The sequence below is a fragment of the Frigoribacterium sp. NPDC087798 genome, from assembly GCF_044742985.1.
In the GTDB taxonomy this organism is placed as follows: Bacteria; Actinomycetota; Actinomycetes; order Actinomycetales; family Microbacteriaceae; genus Frigoribacterium.
The window spans coordinates 759,558-783,317 of the sequence record NZ_JBIUVP010000001.1 but is presented as its reverse complement, the minus strand read 5'-3'; the positions used below and the strand labels follow the sequence as shown (position 1 = coordinate 783,317).

Annotated in this window: 20 protein-coding genes, 1 tRNA gene and 1 pseudogene; 15 read left to right on the top strand and 7 right to left on the bottom strand. The window is 70.8% G+C overall.

From position 1 onward, the window contains the following. The first annotated feature begins 128 nt into the window (after positions 1-128). The 6 genes from mtrA (at position 129) to secA (ending at position 8,998) form a co-directional block, all read left to right on the top strand. On the top strand, positions 129-809 hold the full coding sequence (mtrA, locus tag ACIOSR_RS03640; RefSeq protein ID WP_056046282.1) for an MtrAB system response regulator MtrA: 681 nt from the start codon (positions 129-131) through the stop codon (positions 807-809). An 18-nt stretch (positions 810-827) separates the two neighbouring features. Beyond that, positions 828-2,591 carry an MtrAB system histidine kinase MtrB gene (gene mtrB, locus ACIOSR_RS03635; protein ID WP_402752200.1) on the top strand — a complete coding sequence of 588 codons (1,764 nt, stop codon included), beginning with the start codon at positions 828-830 and terminating at the stop codon, positions 2,589-2,591. Beyond that, positions 2,584-4,284 carry an LpqB family beta-propeller domain-containing protein gene (locus ACIOSR_RS03630; RefSeq protein ID WP_402751850.1) on the top strand — a complete coding sequence of 567 codons (1,701 nt, stop codon included), beginning with the start codon at positions 2,584-2,586 and terminating at the stop codon, positions 4,282-4,284. Before mtrB ends, ACIOSR_RS03630 begins: the two co-directional genes overlap by 8 nt. Positions 4,285-4,385: 101 nt before the next feature. Continuing rightward, positions 4,386-5,129 carry a ComF family protein gene (locus tag ACIOSR_RS03625; protein WP_371740347.1) on the top strand — a complete coding sequence of 248 codons (744 nt, stop codon included), beginning with the start codon at positions 4,386-4,388 and terminating at the stop codon, positions 5,127-5,129. Positions 5,130-5,246: 117 nt separating this feature from the next. Next, complete coding sequence (gene hpf / locus ACIOSR_RS03620; RefSeq protein WP_056046276.1) at positions 5,247-5,951, top strand: ribosome hibernation-promoting factor, HPF/YfiA family; 705 nt, start codon at positions 5,247-5,249, stop codon at positions 5,949-5,951. Positions 5,952-6,151: 200 nt separating this feature from the next. Next, the gene (secA, locus tag ACIOSR_RS03615) at positions 6,152-8,998 is read left to right on the top strand and encodes a preprotein translocase subunit SecA (protein ID WP_056046274.1); all 2,847 of its coding nucleotides are present in this window, start codon (positions 6,152-6,154) and stop codon (positions 8,996-8,998) included. A gap of 82 nt (positions 8,999-9,080) precedes the next feature. On the opposite strand, the gene ACIOSR_RS03610 is transcribed toward secA, so the two are convergent. Then, on the bottom strand, positions 9,081-9,458 hold the full coding sequence (locus ACIOSR_RS03610; RefSeq protein WP_402751849.1) for an Rv3235 family protein: 378 nt from the start codon (positions 9,456-9,458) through the stop codon (positions 9,081-9,083). A gap of 334 nt (positions 9,459-9,792) precedes the next feature. On the opposite strand from ACIOSR_RS03610, the gene ACIOSR_RS03605 reads away from it, so the two are divergent. After that, positions 9,793-11,286 carry a sensor histidine kinase gene (locus ACIOSR_RS03605; RefSeq protein WP_173151150.1) on the top strand — a complete coding sequence of 498 codons (1,494 nt, stop codon included), beginning with the start codon at positions 9,793-9,795 and terminating at the stop codon, positions 11,284-11,286. Between the two features lie 127 nt (positions 11,287-11,413). On the opposite strand, the gene ACIOSR_RS03600 is transcribed toward ACIOSR_RS03605, so the two are convergent. Next, positions 11,414-11,662 carry a WhiB family transcriptional regulator gene (locus tag ACIOSR_RS03600; protein WP_043594001.1) on the bottom strand — a complete coding sequence of 83 codons (249 nt, stop codon included), beginning with the start codon at positions 11,660-11,662 and terminating at the stop codon, positions 11,414-11,416. 168 nt (positions 11,663-11,830) lie between these two features. Between ACIOSR_RS03600 and ACIOSR_RS03595 the strand changes: the two genes are divergently transcribed. After that, complete coding sequence (locus ACIOSR_RS03595) at positions 11,831-12,286, top strand: hypothetical protein (RefSeq protein ID WP_402751848.1); 456 nt, start codon at positions 11,831-11,833, stop codon at positions 12,284-12,286. A gap of 99 nt (positions 12,287-12,385) precedes the next feature. Here the strand turns inward: ACIOSR_RS03595 and bcp are convergent, their stop codons facing one another. Then, positions 12,386-12,856 (bottom strand): thioredoxin-dependent thiol peroxidase, encoded by a 471-nt coding sequence (gene bcp, locus ACIOSR_RS03590; RefSeq protein ID WP_123570409.1) that lies wholly within the window; start codon positions 12,854-12,856, stop codon positions 12,386-12,388. A gap of 97 nt (positions 12,857-12,953) precedes the next feature. On the opposite strand from bcp, the gene ACIOSR_RS03585 reads away from it, so the two are divergent. Next, a tRNA-Lys gene (locus ACIOSR_RS03585) sits at positions 12,954-13,026 on the top strand. 431 nt (positions 13,027-13,457) lie between these two features. On the opposite strand, the gene ACIOSR_RS03580 is transcribed toward ACIOSR_RS03585, so the two are convergent. Continuing rightward, positions 13,458-14,996 (bottom strand): amino acid permease, encoded by a 1,539-nt coding sequence (locus ACIOSR_RS03580; protein WP_123570384.1) that lies wholly within the window; start codon positions 14,994-14,996, stop codon positions 13,458-13,460. A gap of 490 nt (positions 14,997-15,486) precedes the next feature. On the opposite strand from ACIOSR_RS03580, the gene ACIOSR_RS03575 reads away from it, so the two are divergent. From ACIOSR_RS03575 to ACIOSR_RS03560, 4 genes are all read left to right on the top strand, one after another. After that, entirely contained in the window at positions 15,487-16,758 is a 1,272-nt protein-coding gene (locus tag ACIOSR_RS03575) for a glycine betaine/L-proline ABC transporter ATP-binding protein (protein WP_200412242.1), read from the top strand. After that, positions 16,755-17,711, top strand: coding sequence for a proline/glycine betaine ABC transporter permease (locus tag ACIOSR_RS03570; protein WP_200412241.1), 957 nt, complete (start codon positions 16,755-16,757; stop codon positions 17,709-17,711). The genes ACIOSR_RS03575 and ACIOSR_RS03570 overlap by 4 nt, the downstream gene beginning before the upstream one ends. A 75-nt stretch (positions 17,712-17,786) precedes the next feature. After that, positions 17,787-18,701 (top strand): glycine betaine ABC transporter substrate-binding protein, encoded by a 915-nt coding sequence (locus ACIOSR_RS03565; RefSeq protein WP_056046265.1) that lies wholly within the window; start codon positions 17,787-17,789, stop codon positions 18,699-18,701. Between the two features lie 250 nt (positions 18,702-18,951). Further along, positions 18,952-19,191, top strand: coding sequence for a hypothetical protein (locus ACIOSR_RS03560; protein ID WP_148053626.1), 240 nt, complete (start codon positions 18,952-18,954; stop codon positions 19,189-19,191). 62 nt (positions 19,192-19,253) lie between these two features. On the opposite strand, the gene ACIOSR_RS03555 is transcribed toward ACIOSR_RS03560, so the two are convergent. Next, positions 19,254-19,991 carry an alpha/beta hydrolase gene (locus ACIOSR_RS03555; RefSeq protein ID WP_402751847.1) on the bottom strand — a complete coding sequence of 246 codons (738 nt, stop codon included), beginning with the start codon at positions 19,989-19,991 and terminating at the stop codon, positions 19,254-19,256. A gap of 139 nt (positions 19,992-20,130) precedes the next feature. On the opposite strand from ACIOSR_RS03555, the gene ACIOSR_RS03550 reads away from it, so the two are divergent. Continuing rightward, entirely contained in the window at positions 20,131-21,423 is a 1,293-nt protein-coding gene (locus tag ACIOSR_RS03550) for a mechanosensitive ion channel family protein (RefSeq protein ID WP_082460288.1), read from the top strand. Between the two features lie 69 nt (positions 21,424-21,492). On the opposite strand, the gene ACIOSR_RS03545 is transcribed toward ACIOSR_RS03550, so the two are convergent. Then, the gene (locus ACIOSR_RS03545; RefSeq protein WP_043593989.1) at positions 21,493-21,672 is read right to left on the bottom strand and encodes a hypothetical protein; all 180 of its coding nucleotides are present in this window, start codon (positions 21,670-21,672) and stop codon (positions 21,493-21,495) included. A gap of 122 nt (positions 21,673-21,794) precedes the next feature. On the opposite strand from ACIOSR_RS03545, the gene ACIOSR_RS03540 reads away from it, so the two are divergent. Beyond that, a complete protein-coding gene (locus ACIOSR_RS03540) occupies positions 21,795-22,949 on the top strand; it encodes an SLC13 family permease (protein WP_173151140.1) in 1,155 nt (384 codons plus the stop codon). A gap of 71 nt (positions 22,950-23,020) precedes the next feature. Here ACIOSR_RS03540 and ACIOSR_RS03535 read toward each other — a convergent pair. Further along, positions 23,021-23,749: pseudogene (locus tag ACIOSR_RS03535) on the bottom strand (sugar phosphate isomerase/epimerase family protein); the annotation flags it as partial. Positions 23,750-23,760 lie beyond the last annotated feature (11 nt).

Below are 23,760 nucleotides of genomic sequence, written 5' to 3'. Positions count from 1 at the left end.
CGTGAGGTCGTCCTCACGAGTGTGTTCATGTTTCCACACCGGACCGGGCGCTGCCAGCCGACGAGCGCCTCCTGCACTAATCTGTCCTGACGTGCCGCCTCCCGAGCGGCCCAGCCCAGACGGAGAACATGAACCCGCGCATCCTCGTGGTCGACGACGACCCGGCGCTCGCCGAGATGATCGGCATCGTCCTTCGCGCCGACGAGTTCGACCCCCACTTCTGCGGCGACGGCGCGGCCGCCCTCGAGGCGTTCCACGAGGCCTCACCCGACCTCGTCTTGCTCGACCTGATGCTGCCCGGCCTCGACGGCATCGAGGTCTGTCGCCTCATCCGGGCCGAGAGCGGCGTGCCGATCATCATGCTGACGGCGAAGGGCGACACGGCCGACGTGGTCCGCGGTCTCGAGAGCGGGGCCGACGACTACGTGGTCAAGCCGTTCAACCCGAAAGAACTCGTCGCGCGCATCCGCACCCGGCTCCGCCCGGCCACCGAGCCCACGAACGACGTACTCACGGTGGGCGACCTCCGCCTGGACGTCGCCGCGCACGAGGTGCGGCGCGGCGACACCCCGATCGCCCTGACCCCGCTCGAGTTCGAGCTGCTGCTCGCGCTTGCCTCGAAGCCGCAGCAGGTCTTCACGCGCGAGATGCTGCTCGAACAGGTCTGGGGTTACCACTACAAAGCCGACACCCGTCTGGTGAACGTGCACGTGCAGCGGCTTCGCGCCAAGGTGGAGCACGATCCGGACGCGCCCCGCATCGTCACGACCGTGCGCGGCGTCGGGTACCGCGCCGGCGCGGGTTCGTAGCCCGGTCGGGTGGCGCTCGTGTCGACGGTCGCGGGGCCCGACCAGGGCGGGCCCGTCCGCTCGGGCCGTCCGTGGTCGTGGCGGGCGCCGGCGTGGCGCACGTGGCCGACCCGGGTGGTCGGCTTCTGGCGGTCGTCGTTGTCGTTCCGCACCGTCGCGCTCACGGTGGTGCTGTCGACCGTCGCCGTGACCGTGATCGGCACGCTCATCTCGGTGACGATCGGCACGAGCCTCTACGACCAGCGCCGGGAGCAGGTCGAGGCCGAGAGCGTCCGGGCGACGCTCCTCGCGCAGAACATCTTCGACTCGGCCACCGCCACCGAGGACGCCAACCAGGTCGAGCTCGACGCGCTGCAGAACGAGGCCCAGACCGCCATCCTGGGTTCGACCTCGAGCCCGGGCGGGACGAGCATCGCGATCCTCCGGACGCCGGGGCAGAACAGCCCGCAGACCATCCAGAACATCGCCAGCCCCGACTTCCCCGACTCCGTGATCTCGCCGGCCCTCCGCGAGGCGGTGGCGGCGGACGACGAGCGTCTCTCGATGCAGTCGGTGTCGCTCCCTCCGACCTCGCAGGGCGGGGGCTCGCCGGGCATCGCGGTCGGCTCGACCCTGCAGGTGCCCACCGCGGGCCAGTACGAGCTCTACCTCGTCTACGACCTCAGCGACGCGCAGGCCACGCTCGACCTCATGCAACGGACCCTCGGCATCGGCTCGCTGGCACTCGTGCTGTTGATCGCGGCGATCACCTACCTCGTCGTCCGCCTGGTCGTGGGGCCGATCCGCACGGCGGCCGAGACCAGCCAGAAGATCGCGGCCGGCCACCTGGAAGAACGCATCCCCGAGAAGGGGCAGGACGTCGTGGCCACGCTCGGGCGCTCCTTCAACGGGATGGCCGACGCCATGCAACGCCAGATCTCGCAGCTGGCCGAGCTGTCGCGCGTCCAGCAACGCTTCGTGAGCGACGTCTCGCACGAGTTGCGCACGCCGCTGACCACGATCCGGCTGGCCGGCGACGTCCTCTACGACCAGCGCACGTCGTTCACGCCCTCGGCCGCCCGGACGGCCGAGCTGCTGCACACCCAGGTCGACCGGTTCGAGCTGCTCCTCGCCGATCTGCTCGAGATCTCGCGGTTCGACGCCGGTGCCGTCGAGCTGGACACCGAGCCCGTCACGGTCGTCCGTCTCGTCGAGGACGGTGTCGACGAGTTCGGGCCGCTCGCCGACGGGTCCGGCAGCGTCGTCTCGGTCGTCGCCCGGGGCGGGTACTTCGAGGCCGAGATCGACCCGCGGCGGCTGCGCCGCATCCTGCGCAACCTGCTGGGCAACGCCATCGAACACGGCGAGGGGCGGCCGATCGAGGTCGAGGTCGACAGCGACGCCACGGCCGTCGCGGTGGCCGTCCGCGACCACGGTGTGGGCATGAGCCCGGCCGATGCCTCGCGCGTGTTCGACCGGTTCTGGCGGGCCGATCCCTCTCGCAAGCGCACCATCGGGGGCACCGGGTTGGGCCTGGCGATCAGCCTCGAGGACGCGGCACTGCACGGCGGCCGGCTCGAGGTATGGTCCGAGCCGGGCTCGGGCAGCCGGTTCGTCGTCACCCTGCCCCGCGTGGCGGGCGGTCGCATCGAGGGGGCGCCCCTGCCGGTCGTGCCGCCGGACCGTCGGGGCGAGACGACCGTGCCGGTGACGGGCGAACCGTGGTCGGGTTCGGTCCCGGTGGCCGAGACGCCGGGCGTGCCGATCCCGTCGCCGTCATCGGGGGGTGCCGACGATGACTGATCCACGACGGAACGCCCGGTGGGGCCGCCGGTCCGTGGTGCTGGCGGTCCTCGTGGGCGCCGCGATCACCCTGACCGGGTGCGTCGGAATCCCGGACGCCGGTCAGGTGCAGCAGGGCGACACCGTCAGCGACGACGTCGTCAGCGACTTCGTGTTCCGGCCCAACGGGCCGGTCGCCGGCAGTTCGCAAGAGAGACTGCTGCGCGATTTCCTCTCGGCGGGCACCGGGTCCCAGGACAACTACGGGGTGGCCCGGCAGTTCCTCAGCACCGGCTTCGCCGACGAGTGGGAGCCGCGGGCCAGCGTCACCATCAGGCCCGGGGTCGGGTCGACCTCGCGGGTCGGCGGGTCGACGCTCGACTACGCGTTCGTGGGCTCGGCGACGGTCGACTCGGCGGGGCACTACACGCCGGCCACGTCCTCCACGACGACGTCCCTGGCGTTCTCCTTCGTCCGCGAGGGCGGCGAGTGGCGCATCAGCGACGCCCCCGACGGCATCGTCCTCTCGCCGGCCACGTTCGACTCGGTCTTCCGGTCGCACGCCGCCTACTTCTACGACCCCACCTTCACCTATCTCGTGCCCGACGAGCGGTGGTTCCTCGCACGGTCGTCGACGAGCACGCGCCTCGCGACGGCCCTGCTCGACGGACCGTCGGACTGGCTGCAGGGTGCCGTCGTCTCGGCCTTCCCTGAGGGCACCCAGCTGTCGTTGACGGCCATCACGGTCGACGACGGGACGGCCCGCGTCGACCTCACCGCCGACGCCCTCGAGGCGACCCCCGCCGCCCGGGCCCGGATGCAGGCGCAGCTGCTGGCGAGCTTCTCGACCCTCGCGACCGTGACCGCCGTCGAGCTCAGCGTCGAGGGCGCGCCTCTGACCGTGCCGGCCATGCAGCAGCCCGTGCCGGTGCGCGACCCCGCGGTCGACGCCCGGCCCCTCGTGCTGGCCGACGGCGTGCTGGGATTCGCCACCACGAGCGCCACGAGCCAGCTCCCGGGCCTCTCGGACCCGGTGGAGGCGCTCCGCCCCCGGTCGGTCGAGCTGTCCGCAGACCAGACGACCGCCGCCGTCGGCACCTCGTCGGGCGCGTACGCGGTCACCTCTCAGGGAGGAGCCCGGTTGGTCGACGCCCGGACCGGACTCGTCGCCCCCTCGCTCGACGACGCGGGATTCGTCTGGTCGCTCGTCGCCGACGACCCGACGAGCCTCACGGCGTACGCCCTCGACGGCACGCCCCACCCGGTGGTGACGTCGCTGCCGGCGGGGCCGAGCGTCACGACCTTCCGCATCTCGCGCGACGGCACCCGCGCGTTGCTGCTGCTCGACGACCAGGGCGAGTCGCGCCTCCTCGTGGCCGCCGTCGTGCGGGACGCCGACGGGGTCCCGCTCCGGCTGGGTCCGACCCTCGAACTGTCGGCTCCGGACGGCGCCCCCGTGGACGCGACCTGGGCGGACCAACTGACCGTCGCCGTCCTGACCACCGTCGGGGAGTCGTCACGGGTGACGATGTCCGAGGTCGGCGGGGACTCCTCGAGCGCCGGCCGTCCGTCGGGCGAGGCGGTCGCGATCGTCGGGGGTAACGGCTTCGACCGACTGCTGCTGCTGGGTGCCGACGGCGACGTGCTCGAACCCCGGGGCAGCAGCTGGCAGGCCACGGGGTTGACGGCCGACCTGGTGGCGACCCAGCGCTGACGCCCCGGGTCGCCTCCTCCCCAGGGCAGGTGGGGGGTCGGTCGTCCTCCTCCGACGACGGAGGCGCGGCGTGCGCACCCGGGGGAGTCCACGCTGTCGGTGTGCCCCGGTCGCCGCGTCCTCGTTCCCGTCCCGCCGTCGATGCGCGGTCCGCCCTGGCGCGGGCCGCCCGCGAGGCGCTGTCCGTCGTGTCGCCCGTCTCGTGCGCGGGCTGCCACGTCCCGGACGTCGGCCTGTGCCGCGACTGCCGGGGCCGGCTCGTCCCCGAGGTCGTGCGGATCGACCTCCCCGACGGGCTGACCGTCTTCGCCGGACTCGTCTACGCCTTCGAGGCGCGGGGCGTCGTGTTGGCCTTCAAGAACGGCGGACGCGTGCGCCTGGCCGAGGTGCTCGCCCCGGCTCTCGGTGCCGCTCTCCGGTCCTGCGCCGGTCAGGTGACGGCCGAGGGGGCACCCGACGGGGACGCGCGCCCGGGCGGTCGGTCGCTGCTGGTCGTCCCGGTGCCGGCGTCACGACGGGGGCGGCGTCGGCGGGGCTACGACCCGGTCGACCTGGTGCTGCGTCGGCTCGGTCTCGTGGTGGGCTCGCGCGTCCTCGTGCCGACGGCGCGGGCCGGTGGCGGACAGAAGGGCCGCGACCGACAGCAGCGTCTGAGGGACCGCGAGGGCAGCCTCCGCGCCACCCGCGATCTCACGGGGTCGCGGGTGGTCCTCGTCGACGACGTCGTGACGACCGGGGGCACCCTCCAGGAGGCGCGTCGTGCGCTGGTCGCCCGGGGCGCGATCGTGGTCGGTGCGGCGTGCGTGGCCGCCACCCCGTCGGGCTCGGGCGCCGGTCGCCCCTGAGCGAACGGTGAACGGTGCGTGACACGGGGGTGTCCGGGTGGCTACGGTGGGGCGAAAGGCGTGAAAGGACATCCGCCTGGCTGACAGGCGGCACGTCGATAGCCACAGGAGGTCGTCATGGAAATTTCCGTCACGGGTCGAAACGTCGGCATCACCGATCGTTTCCGCGAGTACGCCACCGAGAAGGCAGACAAGGTCGCCGCGCTGGCCACGAAGGCCCTCGCCCTCGAGGTCAAGGTGTCGCGGCACCACGAGAAGTCCGGCGGGCAGGCGGGCGACGACCGGGTCGAGATCACCCTGATCGGCCCCGGCCCCCTGGTGCGGGCCGAGTCCACGGCCGCCGACAAGTACGCGGCGTTCGACCTCGCGATCGGTCGGCTCCTCGAACGGGTGCGCCGGGCGAAGGACCGGCAGAAGATCCATCGCGGGCAACACCGACCGACGTCGCTGCGCGAGGCGGCCACGGCCGACTTCAGCGGCGTGGGCGTCACCCCCGCCGCGGCGGAGACGCTCGACCAGGTCCGCACCGGGGCCGTGACGGTGGTGGGCGACGAGGCCCCCGCCGACGAACTCGAAGAGGAGTACTGCCCCGTGGTCATCCGCGAGAAGGTCTTCGCGTCGACGCCCATGTCGGTCGACGACGCGCTCTACTACATGGAGCTCGTCGGCCACGACTTCTACCTCTTCATCGACGCCGAGACCGAGCGTCCGAGCGTCGTGTACCGCCGCAAGGGCTGGGACTACGGCGTGATCGGGCTCGACCAGGACTCGCCCGACCTGCAAGAGACGGCGACGGCCCTGCGGGCGGGTCTGGCGAGCTGACCTCCTGACCCACCGGGTGGCCGACACCCCGGGAGGCGCGGGCACGTCCCTGTCGCCTCCCAGGGGGTCGGCCACTACGCTTGCTACGATCGTGGGCCGGTCCAGGACGGACCTTCGACACCTCGGTGCTCCGATGCGGATCACCTCAGCGAGACCGCGGAGCGTTCCGCGGGTTCGACCGAACACATGGGAGCACACCAGTGGCCAACGTCCTCGAGAAGGTCCTCCGCGTCGGCGAGGGCCGCACGCTGCGCAAGCTGAAGGCCTACGCCAAGGCGGTCAACGAGCTCGAGGACGACTTCACGACCCTCACCGACGACGAGCTGCGCAACGAGACCGTCGAGCTGCGCGAGCGGTACGCGTCGGGTGAATCGCTCGACGACCTCCTGCCCGAGGCCTTCGCCGCCGTCCGCGAGGCGTCCAAGCGCACCCTGGGCCTCCGGCACTTCGACGTGCAGCTGATGGGTGGCGCGGCCCTGCACCTCGGCAACATCGCCGAGATGAAGACCGGCGAGGGCAAGACGCTCGTCGCCACCACGGCGGCGTACCTGAACGCCATCGCGTCGCGCGGCGTGCACGTCATCACGGTCAACGACTTCCTCGCCAGCTACCAGTCAGAGCTCATGGGGCGCGTCTTCCGAGCGCTCGGCATGACGACCGGCTGCATCCTGTCGGGCCAGACCCCGGCCGAGCGTCGCGAGATGTACGCCGCCGACATCACGTACGGCACCAACAACGAGTTCGGCTTCGACTACCTCCGCGACAACATGGCCTGGCAGGCGCAGGACATGGTGCAGCGTGGCCACTTCTTCGCGATCGTCGACGAGGTCGACTCGATCCTGATCGACGAGGCCCGCACGCCGCTGATCATCTCGGGCCCGTCGTCGGGCGAGGCCAACCGGTGGTTCACCGAGTTCGCCACGGTCGCCCGGCGCCTCGTCGCGGGCACCGACTACGAGGTCGACGAGAAGAAGCGCACCGTCGGGGTCCTCGAACCCGGCATCGAGAAGGTCGAGGACTACCTCGGCATCGACAACCTGTACGAGTCGGCGAACACCCCGCTCATCTCGTTCCTCAACAACGCCATCAAGGCCGACGCGCTGTTCAAGCGCGACAAGGACTACGTCGTCATCAACGGCGAGGTCCTGATCGTCGACGAGCACACGGGTCGCATCCTCAGCGGTCGTCGCTACAACGAGGGCATCCACCAGGCCATCGAGGCGAAAGAGGGCGTGACGGTCAAGGCCGAGAACCAGACCCTCGCGACGGTCACCCTCCAGAACTACTTCCGCCTCTACAAGAAGCTCTCCGGCATGACCGGTACGGCCGAGACCGAGGCCGCCGAGTTCATGAGCACCTACAAGCTCGGCGTCGTGCCCATCCCGACGAACCGTCCGATGCAACGCATCGACCAGACCGACCTCGTCTACAAGAACGAGACGAGCAAGTTCGACCAGGTCGTCGAAGACATCGTCGAGCGGCACGAGAAGGGCCAGCCCGTGCTGGTCGGCACGACCAGCGTCGAGAAGAGCGAGTACCTCTCGCGACTGCTCGCCAAGAAGGGCGTCAAGCACGAGGTGCTCAACGCCAAGAACCACGCTCGAGAGGCCGCCATCGTGGCCCAGGCCGGTCGCGCCGGCGCCGTGACCGTCGCCACCAACATGGCCGGTCGCGGGACGGACATCATGCTCGGCGGCAACGCCGAGTTCCTCGCCGTCGCGGAGATGAACGCCAAGGGGCTCAGCCCGGTGGACACCCCCGACGAGTACGAGGCCGCGTGGGACGACGTGTTCGCCGCCCAGAAGGCCGCCGTGCAAGAAGAGGCCGACAAGGTCATCGACGCCGGCGGGTTGTACGTCCTCGGCACCGAGCGCCACGAGTCGCGTCGCATCGACAACCAGCTGCGCGGTCGGTCGGGTCGTCAGGGCGACCCCGGTGAGAGCCGTTTCTACCTGTCGTTGACCGACGACCTGATGCGCCTGTTCAACTCGGGCGCCGCCGAGTCGTTGATGGGTCGCGGCAACGTGCCCGACGACCTCGCGATCGAGAACAAGATCGTGGGGCGGGCCATCCGCTCGGCCCAGTCGCAGGTCGAGTCGCGCAACGCCGAGATCCGCAAGAACGTCCTCAAGTACGACGACGTCCTCAACCGTCAGCGCGAGGCCATCTACGGGGACCGTCGCCACATCCTCGAGGGCGACGACCTGAAGGACCGCAGCCAGAAGTTCCTCGAGGACGTCGTCAACGAGGTCATCGACCAGCACACGGGTGACGGCAGCCCCGACGACTGGGACCTCGACGCCCTCTGGACCGAACTCGGCACCCTGTACCCGATCTCGATCACCATCGACGAGGTCATCACCGAGGCCGGCTCGAAGGGCAAGGCGACCCGGGCGTTCCTCGGGCAGGAGATCCTCTCCGATGCCAAGGTCGCCTACGAGGCGCGCACCGAGACCCTCGGCGAGCCCGCCATGCGCGAACTCGAGCGTCGGGTCGTGCTGTCGGTCATCGACCGTCGCTGGCGCGACCACCTCTACGAGATGGACTACCTGAAGGACGGCATCGGTCTCCGCGCGATGGCCCAGAGAGACCCGCTCGTCGAGTACCAGCGCGAGGGCTACGCCCTGTTCCAGAGCATGATGGGCCAGATCCGCGAAGAGACCGTGGGCTTCCTGTTCAACCTCGAGGTCGAGGTGCAGGGCCAGGTCGGCGCCACCGAGGCACCGGTCATCGCGGCCAAGGGGCTCGAGGCCGAGAAGCAACCGCAGGCCCAGCTGGCCTACTCGGCTCCCAACATCGACGGCGAGGTCGAGGTGCGCAACCAGCGCGGTCAGCTCGAGAAGGGTGCGACCGCGAAGGCCCAGAAGGCTCAGGACGAAGCCGAGCGTTCCGATTCGCCCGAGATCGCGGCGGCTCGCGCCTCCGGTGGCCCGGCGGCACGGCAGGCCGACGACGGCAAGGTCGGCGCCTTCGGCCAGAAGACCGGCGACGGCGAGGCTCCGGTGAACCGGGCCGAGCGTCGGGCGGCCGGTAAGAAGACCCGCTGATCCCGTCGTCCGAACGACGATCGACGCGCCCCCGAGCCAGGCTCGGGGGCGCGTCGTCCGTCCGCGGTGACCAGGCCGACCGTCAGAGCACGTGCACGGCCGCTGCTCTCCACCGGCTGTCGTAGGTCTCGAGTCGGACGGCGACCGCTCGGCTCCGAGCGCGGCCGTGCACGACGACGACGGATTCGATCACCCCGTCGGCGGGCGAACTCGACCGGATGCCGCCGATCGTGAACACCGGTCGCCGAGCACGCATGCCGTGTGCAGACCGGGCCCGGGCGGCCAGGACGACCCGCTTGTGCAGGGTGCGGTAGACGTCCTCGGTGACCCACCGCGAGACCTGGTCGAGTTCTCGTGCCCCGGCCAGGATCTCGACGACGCAGCGGACCAGGTTCTCCACGAGCAGGTCCGGATCGTCCGGGAAGGGGGACCCGGACGAGGTGCCGGCGCGAGGGACCATGCGGACGGCAGGTCGGGGACCGGACGGTCGACCCTCCGCCGGCGCAGCGCCGGGGCCGGGGTCGGTCGGGTCCGGCGCCGCGAGCGGCGGGACGGGTCTCAGGTGCGGCCGAGGTGGTGCGGTGGGCCCCTGGGGCTCGACGAGGGCGAGGGCGTGGTGGTTCGAGGGCATGGGCAGTCTTCCTGTTCACGTGCGTCCGGGCATGACTAGAAGATATGACATGTGAGATTGCAAAACCAGACCGACTCGACGGTCTGTGGAGAAGCGGTGGTCGGGTCCTCCCGCCGGGGAGTGGCCGACGTCGCCGGACGGACCGTCGACCTAGACTGGGCGGGTGTCGACGCTCAGTGATCTCGTTCTCGCCCAGGGCCTCTCGAGCGAGGTGGACGTCGAGTGGTTGCACCTGCTGGTGGGGGACTGGCAGCTGCTCGCCGACCTCGCCTTCGCGGACATCGTCCTCTGGGTCCCCACGCAGACCGACAGCTTCGTCGCCGTCGCCCACGCCCGGCCCTCGAGTTCGGCCACGCTCTTCTACCGCGACTTCGTCGGACAAGAGGTGCGGCCCGAGTGGCGCGAGCAGATCGAGCAGGCGTTCACGACGACCCGCATCGTCGACTCGGCCGCACCCGACTGGTACGAAGAGACGCCCACGCGCGTCCGGGCCGTGCCCGTGCTCCGTCGCCTGGGGGCCAGCCGGCCCGACGTGACCGACGCACCGATCGCCATCATCACGAGGCACACGAACCTCAGCGAGGCGCGCACCCCGAGCCGTCAAGAACTGACCTTCAACCAGTGCTCCAACGACCTCTTCGCCATGATCGCCGCCGGCGACTTCCCCGACTTGGGGGCGCCGACGGGTCCGCGACGGGGCGCACCCCGCGCCTCCGACGGGCTGCTGCGCCTCGACGTCGACGGCATGGTCACGTTCGCCAGCCCCAACGGCCTGTCGGCCTTCAACCGCATGGGGTTCGCCGGCGAGCTCGAAGGCGAGTCGCTGGCCGAGGTCACCACCGGCCTGCTCGCGGGCAAGCTCGTGATCGACGAGTCCCTGCCGTTGGTCGTCACGGGCCGGGCGCCCTGGCGCACCGACATCGAGGCGCGCGGGGTCACGGTGTCGCTGCGCGCGATCCCGCTGCGTGACCGTGGTGAGCGCGTCGGGGCGATCGTCCTCTGTCGCGACGTGACCGAGTTGCGTCACCAAGAGCGCGAGCTGATCACCAAGGACGCCACGATCCGCGAGATCCACCACCGGGTCAAGAACAACCTGCAGACCGTCGCCTCGCTGCTGCGCATCCAGGCACGTCGTACCCACACCGACGTCGCCCGTGAGGCACTGACGCAGGCCATGCGCCGAGTGCAGTCGATCGCCGTCGTGCACGACACGCTGTCCGAGGGGCTCAGCCAGAACGTCGACTTCGACACCGTCTTCGACCGGGTCCTCATGCTGATCGCCGAGGTCGCGTCGAGTCACAACACGACGGTCCGCCCCACCATGACGGGCAGTTTCGGTGCCCTGCCGAGCGAGTACGCGACGCCCCTGGCCCTCGCCCTGACCGAACTCGTGACGAACGCCGTCGAGCACGGCCTCGACGGTCGCGACGGCGAGGTCGAGATCGTCGCCGACCGTCGGGCGGAAGAGTTGACGGTCAAGGTGCGCGACAACGGGGTCGGGCTGCCCGAGGGCAAGGTCGGCTCGGGGCTCGGCACCCAGATCGTCCGCACGCTGATCCAGGGCGAACTCGGTGGCACCATCGACTGGCACACCCTCGTCGGCAACGGCACCGAGGTCACCATCGAGATCCCGTTCCGCTGGCTCACCCAGCCCTGAGCCACAGCGGAGACCGGCGACGACCCCGCCCCGGACGCGACGAAGCCCGGCACCTGCGATCAGGTGCCGGGCTTCGTCATCGGCCCCGAGGGCCGGAGGTCGACCGCAGCGGGCGGTCGACGGTCGATCAGCTGGCGCGGCGGGCGCGGGCCGCGCGACGCTTGAGCGCGCGACGCTCGTCTTCGCTCAGACCGCCCCAGACGCCGGAGTCCTGCGAGGTCTCGAGCGCGTACTGCAGGCAGGTCTCGGTCACGGTGCAGCGGCCGCACACGGCCTTGGCCTTGTCGATCTGGTCGACGGCGGGACCCGTGTTGCCGACGGGGAAGAAGAGCTCCGGGTCAGCCTGCAGGCAAGCGGCTTTGTCGCGCCAATCCATCGATGGGTACTCCTTAAAAGTGCAGAACCAGGCACGTCGAAGCGCCTGGTTCGGGATGGGGAAAGAGAAGAATTCGGGAGGCGCGCACCGCAATGTGCGCGTCACTTCGACCTCGAATATGGTCGCATACTGGTACGGCCAAATCAAGGATTTTTCGGAGGCTCACACGTGACCACAGCAGGCCCGGACGGCGCCCGAGACGAGACCGGTCGGTCTGCCGAGACCCGTCGACCCGCACTGCTCTGGGTCGTGATCGTGCTGCTCTCCGCCGAGTTCCTGCTGGTCGCCGCAACGGCGGCTTTCTTGCTCGTCGAGCTGCTCGTCGCCCGTCCCGACTCGTACCCGTCGGCCGTCGCGATCTTCGTCCTGACCCTGCTGGCGACCGCCTGGCTCGGGTCCATCATGGTCGGCGCCCTGCGCGGCCGGGCCTGGATCAGGGGAGCGGCGATCGTGTGGCAGGTGCTGCAGTTCGCGGTCGGCATCGGCAGCCTGCAGGGCGTCTTCGCCAACCCGACCATCGGCCTCGCGCTCCTCGCGCCGGCCGTCGCCGTCGTGGTCCTGCTGCTCGTGCCGTCGGTCGTCGCGGCCACCTCGGCCCGCGACTCGGACCCCCACGTCTACTGACCGACCCGCCCGCCGCCGTCGCGAGACGACACGCAGGAGGCGCGGTGCCAGTCCTCGAGACCGGCGCCGCGCCTCCTGCGCTCCTCGTCGCCGAAGGGGTCAGTCGAGGCCGAGCTTCTTGCGGAGCGACGCCACGTGCCCCGTCGCCTTCACGTTGTACAGCGGCAGCTCGACGGCGCCCTGCTCGTCGACCACGAACGTCGAACGGATCGTGCCCGTCACGATGCGCCCGTAGTTGTTCTTCTCGCCGTAGGCGCCGTACGCCTGGTGCACCGTCAGCTCGGGGTCGCTGAGCAGCGGGAAGTTCAGCCCCTGCTCGTCCTTGAACTCCTGCAGGGCGGCGGGCTCGTCCTTCGAGACGCCCAGCACCTGGTAGCCCGACGACTTCAGCGAGTTGATGTTGTCGCGGAAGTCACACGCCTCCGTCGTGCAGCCAGGCGTCGACGCCGCCGGGTAGAAGTACACGATGACCTTCTGCCCCGAGTAATCCGCCAGCGAGACGGGCGAACCGTTCTCGTCGTCGAGGGTGAACGTCGGCGCGGCAGCGCCCTTCTCGAGCTTAGTGGACATGGTGCTCCGATCTGCGGGCGCCACGGACGGCGCCGATGGTTCTGAGTGGGTCGGATCTCATGCTAGTGTTGACCGTCGTTGCGAGAGATCGCAGCACGCACCTCTAGCTCAATTGGCAGAGCAACTGACTCTTAATCAGTGGGTTCTCGGTTCAAGTCCGAGGGGGTGCACGAAAGAATTGGGTCCCCCGTGTTCTGCAGTCGCAGAAGCGGGGGATTCTTTCGTCGTATGGGTCTGGTCCGCTCCGCGGACCGCGGCCCACCTCGCACGGGGAACCAGCCGGGCCCGCCAGGTCACCGTTGCTCGGGGGTGACGTCGCTTCGCTCGTCACGGACGGGGAGCAAGCCGGGCCCGCCAGGTCGACGTTGCTCGGGGGTGACGTCGCTTCGCTCGTCACGGAGGGTGACGTCGCTTCGCTCGTCACGGAGGGTGACGTCGCTTCGCTCGTCACGGGGGGTGACGTCGCTTCGCTCGTCACGGGGGAGTGATGTCGGTTGGGTCGTCACGGGGGAGTGACGTCGGGTGGGTCGTCAGCGGGGGGAGACGGCAGGAGGCGCGGGCGGGGCGGCCCGCGCCTCCTGCGTCGGTGGGGTGGGCGGGGTTACTGGCCGTCGCGGGGGACCTGCGAGGCGGCGTCGCGGCCGGTCACGGGGTAGGGGCCCGTCATGCCCTCACGGAGGCGGGCGGCAGCCAGGATGCGGTCGCGCTGCAGGTGCCACCCGAGCATCAACAGGGGGATGATCACGACGAGCGACATGACCGTGAACGACCCGATCGGCCAGTCGATCGCCATCAGGACGACGACCGCGGCCAGGAAGGCCAGCGTCAGGTAGCTCGTGACCGGCGCCCCCGGCAGCCGGAACGAGGGCTCCTTGGCCTTGCCCTGCTTCGCCCACTGACGCAGTCGCATCTGGCAGAGGATGATCGTGCCCCACGCCGTCAGGATGCCCAGAGACGCGATGTTCAACACGATCTCGAACGCCGTGTTCGCCCCCACGATCGCGTTCAGCACGACGCCCAGGAGGGTGATGCTCGCGGTCAACAGGATGCCGCCGAACGGCACCCCGCCCTTCGACATCTTCGTCGTGAACTTCGGGGCCGAGCCGTTCATGCCCATCGAGTGCAACACGCGGCCGGTCGAGTACAGCCCGGCGTTCAGGCTCGACAGCGCGGCCGTCACGACCACGAAGTTCATGATCGACCCCGCGACGTCGCCCACCTCGGGGCTGCCGATGCTGCCGAAGAACGTGACGAACGGGCTCTCGCCCGCCTTGTACGCCGTATAGGGCAACAGCAGCGAGAGCAGCACCAGCGACCCGACGTAGAAGACCGCGATGCGGATGATGACCGTGTTGATCGCGCGCGGCACGACCTTCTCGGGGTTCTGGGTCTCGCCCGACGCCGTGCCCACCAGCTCGATCGCGGCGTAGGCGAAGACGACGCCCTGCACCACGATCACGGCCGGCAGCAGGCCGTTCGGCAGGATGCCCGACGACGCCACGAGGCCCCAGCCGGTGTCGACCGCGGCACCGTCGTGCGTCACGGGGAACGCCGCCGCGAGCCACACGACGCCGACCACGAGGAACACCACGAGAGCGGCGACCTTGATGATCGCGAACCAGAACTCCATCTCGCCGAAGACCTTCACGGCCAGCAGGTTGACCGAGAGCACCACGGCGAGGGCCACCAGGGCCAGCAGCCAGTCGGGTGCTGCGGTGAACGCGGACCAGTAGTGCAGGTACAGGGCGACCGCGGTGACGTCGACGATGGCCGTCATCGCCCAGTTCAGGAAGTACATCCACCCGGCCGCGTAGGCGAACTTCTCGCCGAAGAACTCGCGGGCGTACGAGACGAACGACCCCGAGGAGGGGCGATGCAGCACCAGCTCGCCGAGGGCACGCAGGATGAAGAACGCGAAGACGCCACAGATCGCGAACACGATCGCGAGAGCCGGACCGGCCGAGGCCAGTCGACCGCCGGCGCCGAGGAAGAGCCCCGTGCCGATTGCCCCGCCGATGGCGATCATCTGCAGCTGACGCGGCTTGAGCCCGTGCTGGAAACCCTCTTGCTCGTGCGAGAAGTCTTGCGGGAGGTGCGTCTCGGTGGAGGCGTCGCCGCCCCCGTTCGTGGGACTCGTCATCGGTCGACCGTAGCCCCTATCGCTTTCGCCCGCATCACCGCCGCGAGACGGGCGAACCCCCAGGAGGCGCGGTGCCGATTCACATGCGGGTAACGAATGGGTGACGATCACCAGGCCCGCAGGCATGGGCGACACGCCGGGACGCAGGGTGCGCGGGGTACACCCGCGGCGCCGTCGCGCCGGTTCGCAATTCGGATGGACGACGGATGTCGGCTACGGTCGTGGAGGCCCGGGAGACCGGGCCCGTCATCATCAGGACGCGCCGACCGATGGTCCGATCAGTTCGGGTTCCGGTCGTCGTACGGTCTGGTGGCGCGAGGGTCCGGTCCCATGACCGACCCGGCGGAGGACAGGTTCGCCCCGTGGTTCCACGGTGGGCTTGAGCCGACACGGTCCGCACGCGTCGTCGACCCGTTCGCCCGACCCGATCGCCGCCGACGGCGAACCGGCCCGAGCGGCCGGTGCCCCCTCGGCGCGCCTGGAGACACCTGTGACCACTACGCCTGCCGTGCGTGCCCGGAACCTGTACAAGGTGTTCGGCCGCCGACCCAAGGACGCCGTCGCCCGACTCGAGGCCGGCGCCTCCCGCTCCGAGGCCGCGGGCCTCGGCACCGCTGCCGTCATCGACGCCTCGTTCGACGTCCGGCCCGGCGAGATCTTCGTCGTAATGGGGCTCTCCGGCTCGGGAAAGTCGACCCTCATCCGCATGCTCAACGGCCTGCTCGAGCCCACGTCCGGCTCGGTCGAGGTCGCGGGCTCTGCGATCTCGGACGTCCCGGCCAAGCGGCTCCGCGAGGTGCGTCGGCAGAACGTGTCGATGGTGTTCCAGCACTTCGCGCTGCTGCCGCACCGCACCGTCATCGACAACGTCGCCTACGGCCTCGAGGTCCAGGGGGTCGCGAAGGCGGCTCGCCTGGCGAAGGCCCGGGAGGTCACCGAGATCGTCGGCCTCGCGGGTTGGGAGGACGAGCTGCCGAGCCAGCTCTCGGGCGGCATGCAGCAGCGCGTCGGCCTCGCCCGCGCCCTCGCCGCCGAGACCGACATCCTGCTGATGGACGAGGCGTTCTCGGCCCTCGACCCGCTGATCCGCCGCGAGATGCAGGAGCAGCTCGTCGAGCTGCAGGCGAAGCTCGGCAAGACGATCGTCTTCATCACCCACGACCTGAACGAGGCGATGTTCCTCGGGGACCGCATCGCCGTCATGCGCGACGGCCGCATCGTGCAGATCGGCACACCCGAGGACATCCTCACCGACCCCGCCAACGACTACGTCGCCCAGTTCGTGCAGGACGTCGACCGGGCGCGGGTCCTCACGGCGGCCAGCGTCATGGAGCCCGCCCGGGCGGTCGTCCCGCTCACGGTCGGCCCCCGGGGCGCCCTGCGTTCCCTGCGCGACCTCCAGACCGCCGCCCTGTTCGTCACCGGCCGTGACCGCAAGCTCCTCGGCTGGGTGCGCGACCGGCACGTCATGCGCCAGGTCAAGGCCAATGACACCGACCTCGCCGCCATCGTCAACGCGGAGTTCTCGAAGGTCGGGCCCGAGGCCGCGCTGGTCGACCTCTTCGAGTTGGCGGTCGAGAGTCCGCTGCCGATCGCCGTCGTGGACGACGCCGACCGCCTGCTCGGCGTCATCCCCCGCGTGACCCTGCTCGCGGCGCTCGGCAACGTCGACACGACCACCTCGCCCATCCCCGTGCTCGAGCCCGTCACCCGCATCTCGGACGTCGAGCTCGACGCCACCCTCGAAGGAGCCACCCGATGAACGAGTACCTCCGCATCCCCTTCGGCTCCTGGGTCTCGGACGTCGTCGACTGGATCACCACCCACCTGGGCGGCTTCTTCGACGTCGTCCGCCTGGTCTTCACGTTCTTCTACGAGTGGGTCGCGTACTTCCTCGGCGCACCTCCCTTCTGGGCGGTCGTGATCGTGATCGCCGCCCTCGCCTTCGTCGCGAAGGGCTGGAAGTTCTCGCTCGGCACGGCCGTCGGCCTGCTGTTCATCGGAACGGTCAACCAGTGGGACAACGCGATGTCGAGCCTCGCCCTCGTGCTCGTCGCCAGCACGCTCGCCATCGCGCTGAGCATCCCGCTCGGCGTGCTCGCGGCGAAGTCGGGCGTCGCGTCGCAGATCATCCGGCCCGTGCTGGACTTCATGCAGACGACGCCCGCGTTCGTCTACCTCATCCCCGCCCTGCTGCTGTTCCGCGTCGGCGTCGTGCCCGGCATCGTCGCCACCATCGTCTTCGCCATGGCCCCGGGCGTCCGCCTGACCGAGCTCGGCATCCGCGGCGTCGACAAGGAGGTGGTCGAGGCCGGCCAGGCGTTCGGCTCGTCACCGTGGCGCATCCTGCGTCAGATCCAGCTGCCCCTCGCGAAGCCCAGCATCATGGCCGGCGTCAACCAGGTGATCATGCTCTCGCTCTCGATGGTCGTCATCGCCGGCATGGTCGGCGCGGGGGGACTCGGCGGCGACATCGTCGCGAGCCTCAACCGCATCGACGTCGGGCTGGGTGCCGAGGCCGGCATCTCGGTCGTCATCCTGGCGATCGTCCTCGACCGCATGACGGCGGCCCTCGGGTCCGACCGTCACGCCCGACGGCTGGCCCGGGCGCAGAACCGCCGGTCCGTCCCGCCGACCCCGGCTCCCGACCGCGCCGAGGCCGAGCAGCCCCTGCCCCCGGCCGACCGCCGCGAACCCGCGACGGCCTCGGCCTAGACCCCGACCACCTGCGGGACGGGAGCAGCACGTACCCACCCGACCCGCGCCTCCTGCACCACCCGAAAGGAACACATGAAGAAGCGCACCATCGCCGCATCGATCGCCCTCGGCACCACCGCCGTCCTCGGACTGGCCGCCTGCTCGCCTCCCGGCAGCGGCTCGTCGGCCGAGGGCGAGACCCTCGACAACGGCGACCAGGCCGTCGTCGATCTCGCCGTGTTCAACGGCTGGGACGAGGGCATCGCGGCCTCGTGGCTGTGGAAGACCGTCCTCGAGGACGAGGGCTACACGGTCAACCTCGAGCCGGCCGACGTGGCCCCCGTCTACAGCGGGCTCACCACCGACGACTACGACGTCGTGCTCGACACCTGGCTGCCGACCACCCACGCCTCGTACATCGAGCAGTACGGCGACGACCTGACCGATCTCGGCGCCTGGAACGACGGCGCCAAGCTCGCGGTCGCCGTGAACGAGGACGCCCCGATCGACTCGCTCGACGAGCTGGCGGCCAACGCGGACCTGTTCGGGGGCAAGATCGTCGGCATCGAGCCGGGCGCGGGCCTCACGGCCGCCGTCCAGGACGAGACCATCCCCACCTACGGCCTGAGCGACCTGCAGCTGCAGACCTCGTCGACCGCCGCCATGCTGACCGAGCTCAAGAGTGCGACCGACGCGGGCGAGAACATCGCGGTGACGCTGTGGAGCCCGCACTGGGCCTACGACGCGTTCCCCATCAAGGACCTCGCCGACCCCGAGGGCACCCTGGGCGACGCCGAGGGCATCCACTCGTTCGGTGGCAAGAGCTTCACGGCGGACTTCCCGCAGTTGACCGAGTGGCTGCAGGGCTTCGAGATGGACACCGAGACCCTGTCCTCGCTCGAGAACGCCATGTTCAACGGTGACGAGGTCGACGGCGACGACTACGCCCCCGTCGTCGAGAAGTGGATCTCCGAGAACCAGGACTACGTCGACGGCCTGACCAGCTGATCCGATCCGTCGACGACGTCGCCCCGGCCGAGCCCCGCTCGTCCGGGGCGTCGTCGTACCGGGCGCCCGGCGGGGTGCCGGGGCGGGGCCCGGTGGGTGGGTGACGGAGCCGGGTGAAACCACAGCCGGACGACACCCGACGCACAGCGAACCCCGAGGTCACACCCCGGGAGGCGCAGGTAGCGTCGTCGACGGACGTCACCGAGACGTCGTCGCACCACCCGCACGAGCACCACGAGAGGCACCACCCGTGAGCACCACCGCACCGACCGACGTCCTGAGGAGAATGGCCCGCGTCATCACGCGCACCGTCTCGTCCGACCTCGTCCAGGTGTCGACCCCGGACCGCGTGCTCGGCCACGTCCGGGCCGAGCAGGGCGCCTTCGTCGCCCTGCGCGGCGCCGACCCCCGTTGGGGCGAGGTCGTCGGGCGGTACCCCTCCGAGGGGCTCGCCCTCGAGGCCCTGCGGCAGCGCAAGCGTTCGATCTGAACCGCCGCCGGGCCCGCCCGTCCGTGCGGCGCCACCGGTAGGGCGCAACGGGCGCTCAGGGGCTAGACGCCGACGCCCGCGAAGAACGACGTGAGCTGGCGCGTGATGCGCTCGCGCGCCTCCTCGTCCGAGATCGTGGCCGAACCGTCTCCGGACTGCTCGCCGTAGCTGCCGAACTGTGCGTGGTTCGACCCGTCGATCTCGACCACCGACGCGCTGCCCGGCAGCATGTCGCGGTAGGTCGCGATCTTCGCGGGGGTGCTGAGGCCGTCCTCGGAACCACCGAGGCTGAGGACGGCCAACTCGTCGTCGTCCGAGAGGTCGGTCGTCGCGCAGTACGAGCCGAGGAGCACCAGGGCGTCCACCGACCTGTCGTCGGCGGCGTACTGACAGGCACGCACCCCGCCGAGCGAGTGACCGCCGACCGCCCACGCGTCGACCTCGGGGGCGAGGTCGGTGAAGGTCGACAGCGGGCGGGGGTCGAAGATGCCGAACCCGAGCGTGGGTCGTTCGACGACGACGGTGACGCCGGTGGCGACGAGCCCCGCGAAGGTCTGTTCGTAGGCCTGCGGGTCGACCCGGGCACCGGCGACGAAGACGAGACCCTGGCCGGTGGCGGCCGTCTCGGTCGGTCGCATCACGACCGTGTCGGGTCTGCTCGTCACCTCGACCCGTTCGTCGGCGGACACCGATTCGAGCGAGGACGCCGTCGCCGACATCGGCGTCTTGGCCCAGACGAAGAACCCCGTGGCGGCGAGGACGACCACGGCGAACAGCCCGAGGGCCACTCCCTTGAGCACGCGTCGTCGCGGGGAGGCGTGACGCCGGGGAGGAGAGGGCGGGGCGGACTCGTGACGGGAAGCTGTGGATCGTCTCACCGTTCCATCGTCCCAGGGGCCAGCCGGGACGGAGCCGTGCGTCATGCGACAGGCTCGGGGGATGCCCTGGATACAACTCGTCATCTCGCTCGTCGCCGCCGTCGTCCTCACCTTCGTCATCTCGGCCGTCGTCGGCCTGGTCGTCGGCGTGGTCGCCAAGCGCAAGGAGTGGGCGCAGGCCTTCGTGACGCGCATGCGCCGCCCCTTCCGCGCCACGCTGCTCGTCGTGCTGCTCGTCGTCGCGCTGACCACGTCGTTCGACGCCCTGCTCCCCGCCGACTACCCGGGGGAGGGGTGGGTGTCACAAGCCTTCCGCTGCGCCGTCATCGTCGTCGTCGCCTGGTTCGTGGGTGCCCTCGCGATCTTCTTCGAGGACCTCGGCCTGTCGCGCTACCGGGTCGACACCCCCGACAACCGGGTGGCGCGTCGGGTCCGCACCCAGGTGCTCATCCTCCGACGGCTGACCGTGGCCCTGATCGTGATCCTGGCCGCGGGCACCGTGCTGCTCGGGTTCCCGGGGGTCGAGGCGGTCGGTGCGAGCGTCCTCGCGAGTGCGGGGCTGGTCTCGGTCGTCGCGGGCCTCGCGGCGCAGTCGACCCTGGCGAACGTCTTCGCGGGCATCCAACTGGCCTTCAGCGACGCCATCCGCATCGACGACGTCGTCGTGGTCGAGGGGCAGTGGGGCCTGATCGAGGAGATCACCCTGTCGTACGTCGTCGTCCACGTCTGGGACGACCGGCGTCTCGTGCTGCCGTCGACCTACTTCACGACCACGCCCTTCGAGAACTGGACGCGGCGCAACAGCGAACTGCTCGGAGCGGTCGAGTTCGACCTGGACTGGCGGGTCGACCCGGGGGCCATGCGGAAGGAGCTCGACGTGATCCTCGCGGGGACGGACCTCTGGGACGGACGCACCAAGGTGCTCCAGGTCACCGACGCCCAGGCCGGCTACGTGCGGGTGAGGGTGCTCGTCACGGCCAAGGACGCACCGACCCTGTTCGACCTGCGCTGCCTCGTCCGCGAGGACCTGATCGCCTGGCTGCACGCGAAGAGCCCGCAGTCGATCCCGCGGACGCGGGTGCAGATGGTCGAGGCCGAACCGGCGCCGAAGGGACGGGCCCACCGGTCGACGTCGGAGGCCTCCGCCCTGTTCAGCGGCGACAACGCCGACTCCGAACGCACGGCGCTCTTCACGGCGGCCATCCCGATCCACGACGTCGCCGAGTACCAGGCCTCGCTCGGCGCCGAGGCGGAACACGACCCGCACGTCGCGGGACGACCCGGTGGCCTGCCGACCGGCCGTCCCGACGGCGATCCGGCCGGGCCGACGCCCGGCGTCGACGGGCGTCGCTGACGCGACCACACGGACGAGGAGGCGCGCCCCGCCAGAGCGGGACGCGCCTCCTCGGTGTCTCGGCAGACGTCAGTCGTCGTCGTTCGCGGCCTCGATGACGTTGCCCACGGCGATCGCGGTCGACGCCGCCCAGCTGATCGCCATGAGGGCGAGGCGCCAGTCACGAGGGCCGGCGCTCAGGCTCTTGAGGAGGCTGATGCCGGAGAAGATCGCGCTGATGATCGCGCCGTTGAAGAGGAATTTGCGCACGGTGGGGCTCCCAGGGTTCGTTTCGACCACGGTACCGCGTGACGTGGCACGAGTCCGGGTGGGGGTAGGTTGAGCTGCCCGGCGTCCCGTGCCGGTGCGTCCTGCGGTCGAAGGAGAATGCCGTGCGCACTGCCCTGCTCGGAGGCGTGTTCGTGTCGCTCGGCCTCGTGGCCGTGTTCACCGGCGTCCTGACCGGTGACGAACTGCTCGCGCTCGTCGAACGGGTCGCGCCCGTGCTCGGCTTCGTCGTCGGCCTGACGATCGTCGCGGAGCTCGCGGCGGAGGCCGGACTCTTCTCGTGGCTGGCGTCCGCCTCGGCCCGGCTGGCCGGAGGGCGGGTGCTCGTGCTGTGGCTCCTGGTCGTGGCGCTCGCGGTGCTCTGCACGGTGTTCCTCTCGCTCGACACGACGGCGGTGCTGCTCACGCCGGTGGTCGTGATCGTGGCCCGGCACGCCGGCCTGCCGCCGATGCCGTTCGCGCTGACGACGGTGTGGCTCGCGAACTGCGCCTCGATGCTGTTGCCGGTCTCGAACCTCACCAACCTGCTCGCGCTGCACGAGCTCGGATCACCGGCCCCGGTGCAATTCGCCGCCTTGGTCGCACCGGCCGCCGTGGTGGGCGTCGTCGTCCCCGTCGTGGCCATCGGACTGCGCTACCGCCGTCAGCTGGTCGGCCGGTTCGAGGCGCCGGCGTCCGAGCCCGTGGCCGACCGCGTGCTCTTCGGCGTCGCCGCGGTCGCGACGGGGCTGCTCGTGCCGGCCCTGGTCTCGGGCGTCGAGGTCTGGATCCCCGCCGCCGTCGCGGCGCTCGTGCTCGTCGTCACCACGGCCGTCCGCCGCCGCGGCGTCCTCCGACTCGGGCTGGTGCCGTGGGGCACGCTGCTCTTCGCCGGCGGGCTGTTCCTCGTCGTCGAGGCCGCTCACTCGCTCGGCCTGGCGGACCTGCTCGGAGCCGTCGTGGGCACCGGCGACCAATTGCCCGACCTGCTGCGACTGGCGGGCGGCAGCGCGGTGGCCGCGAACGTGGCCAACAACCTCCCGGCCTACCTCGCCCTCGAGCCGGTGGCCGGGTCGCCGCTGCGGCTCGTCGCCGTGCTCGTCGGGGTCAACATCGGCTGCCTCGTGACGCCGTGGGCCTCGCTCGCCACGCTGCTCTGGCACTCGCGCTTGTCGTCGATGGGCGTCGAGGTCGCGTGGGGGCGGTTCGTGCTCGCCGGCCTCGGGGTGGCGGCGGTCGCCGTGCCGCTCGCGGTCGTCGCGACGGTGCTGTTCGTCTGAGGGTCCCGGGCGCTCGGGCCCGACGCGGGTGCGGTCGCGAGGTGACGGCGCGCGAAGGCGAGCGTCCGCCGGAGCTGGCCGAGCCGCGCCTCCTCGTCCCCGTCGGTGTGCACCTCGGCGGCGACGGTGCCGGCCCACCCCGACCGGGCCAGGTGGGTGAGCACCTCGGCGACCGGCTGCGTGCCGAGACCCGGCACCCGGTGCTGGTCGTGCAGCCCGCCGGGGCGGGACGAGACGACGCCGTCGGTCAGGTGGACGTGGCGCAACCTCGGCCCGAGCGCCAGGGCGAGGTCGAGAGCGTCGCGCCCGGCGACGGCGGCGTGCGAGAAGTCGAGGGTGGCCGCCTCCACGTCGAGGGACGAGGGGTCGTGTCCCGGGCGGTAGGGGTCGAACCCGGCCGGCCCGAACCTCACGGGGAACATGTTCTCGACGGCGAGGGTGACGCCCGTCTCGGTCGCGATCTCGCGGACGACGTCGACGAACCGCGCCGCGTAGGACCGCTGCCAGACGAACGGCGGATGGACGACGACGGTCGTGGCGCCCAGCTCGCGGGCCAGTCCGGCCGAGCGCCGCAGCTTGTCGACCTGGTCACGACCGAAGGCGAAGTGCGCGACGGGCAGGACGGGGGCGTGCACCGAGAGCACGGGCAGGCCCCACCGGGCGGTCGCCGCGCGGATCAGCTCGGGGCGTCGGGTCGCCCGGTCGGCCGTCACCATCACCTCGACCCCGTCGAAGCCGGTGAGCCGCGCGAGCCGGAAGGCCTCGTCGGTCGACAGCGGGAAGACGCAGGACGTGCTCATTCCGACCGTGA

Coding starts and splice junctions, on each gene's coding strand:
- ACIOSR_RS03610 (WP_402751849.1), bottom strand. CDS start 9,458: ATGGTCCCTCGCGCCGGCACCTCGTCCGGGTCCCCCTTCCCGGACGAT.
- bcp (WP_123570409.1), bottom strand. CDS start 12,856: ATGTCCACTAAGCTCGAGAAGGGCGCTGCCGCGCCGACGTTCACCCTC.
- ACIOSR_RS03580 (WP_123570384.1), bottom strand. CDS start 14,996: ATGACGAGTCCCACGAACGGGGGCGGCGACGCCTCCACCGAGACGCAC.
- ACIOSR_RS03550 (WP_082460288.1), top strand. CDS start 20,131: ATGCCCTGGATACAACTCGTCATCTCGCTCGTCGCCGCCGTCGTCCTC.
- mtrA (WP_056046282.1), top strand. CDS start 129: ATGAACCCGCGCATCCTCGTGGTCGACGACGACCCGGCGCTCGCCGAG.
- ACIOSR_RS03570 (WP_200412241.1), top strand. CDS start 16,755: ATGAACGAGTACCTCCGCATCCCCTTCGGCTCCTGGGTCTCGGACGTC.
- ACIOSR_RS03630 (WP_402751850.1), top strand. CDS start 2,584: ATGACTGATCCACGACGGAACGCCCGGTGGGGCCGCCGGTCCGTGGTG.
- ACIOSR_RS03600 (WP_043594001.1), bottom strand. CDS start 11,662: ATGGATTGGCGCGACAAAGCCGCTTGCCTGCAGGCTGACCCGGAGCTC.
- ACIOSR_RS03565 (WP_056046265.1), top strand. CDS start 17,787: ATGAAGAAGCGCACCATCGCCGCATCGATCGCCCTCGGCACCACCGCC.
- hpf (WP_056046276.1), top strand. CDS start 5,247: ATGGAAATTTCCGTCACGGGTCGAAACGTCGGCATCACCGATCGTTTC.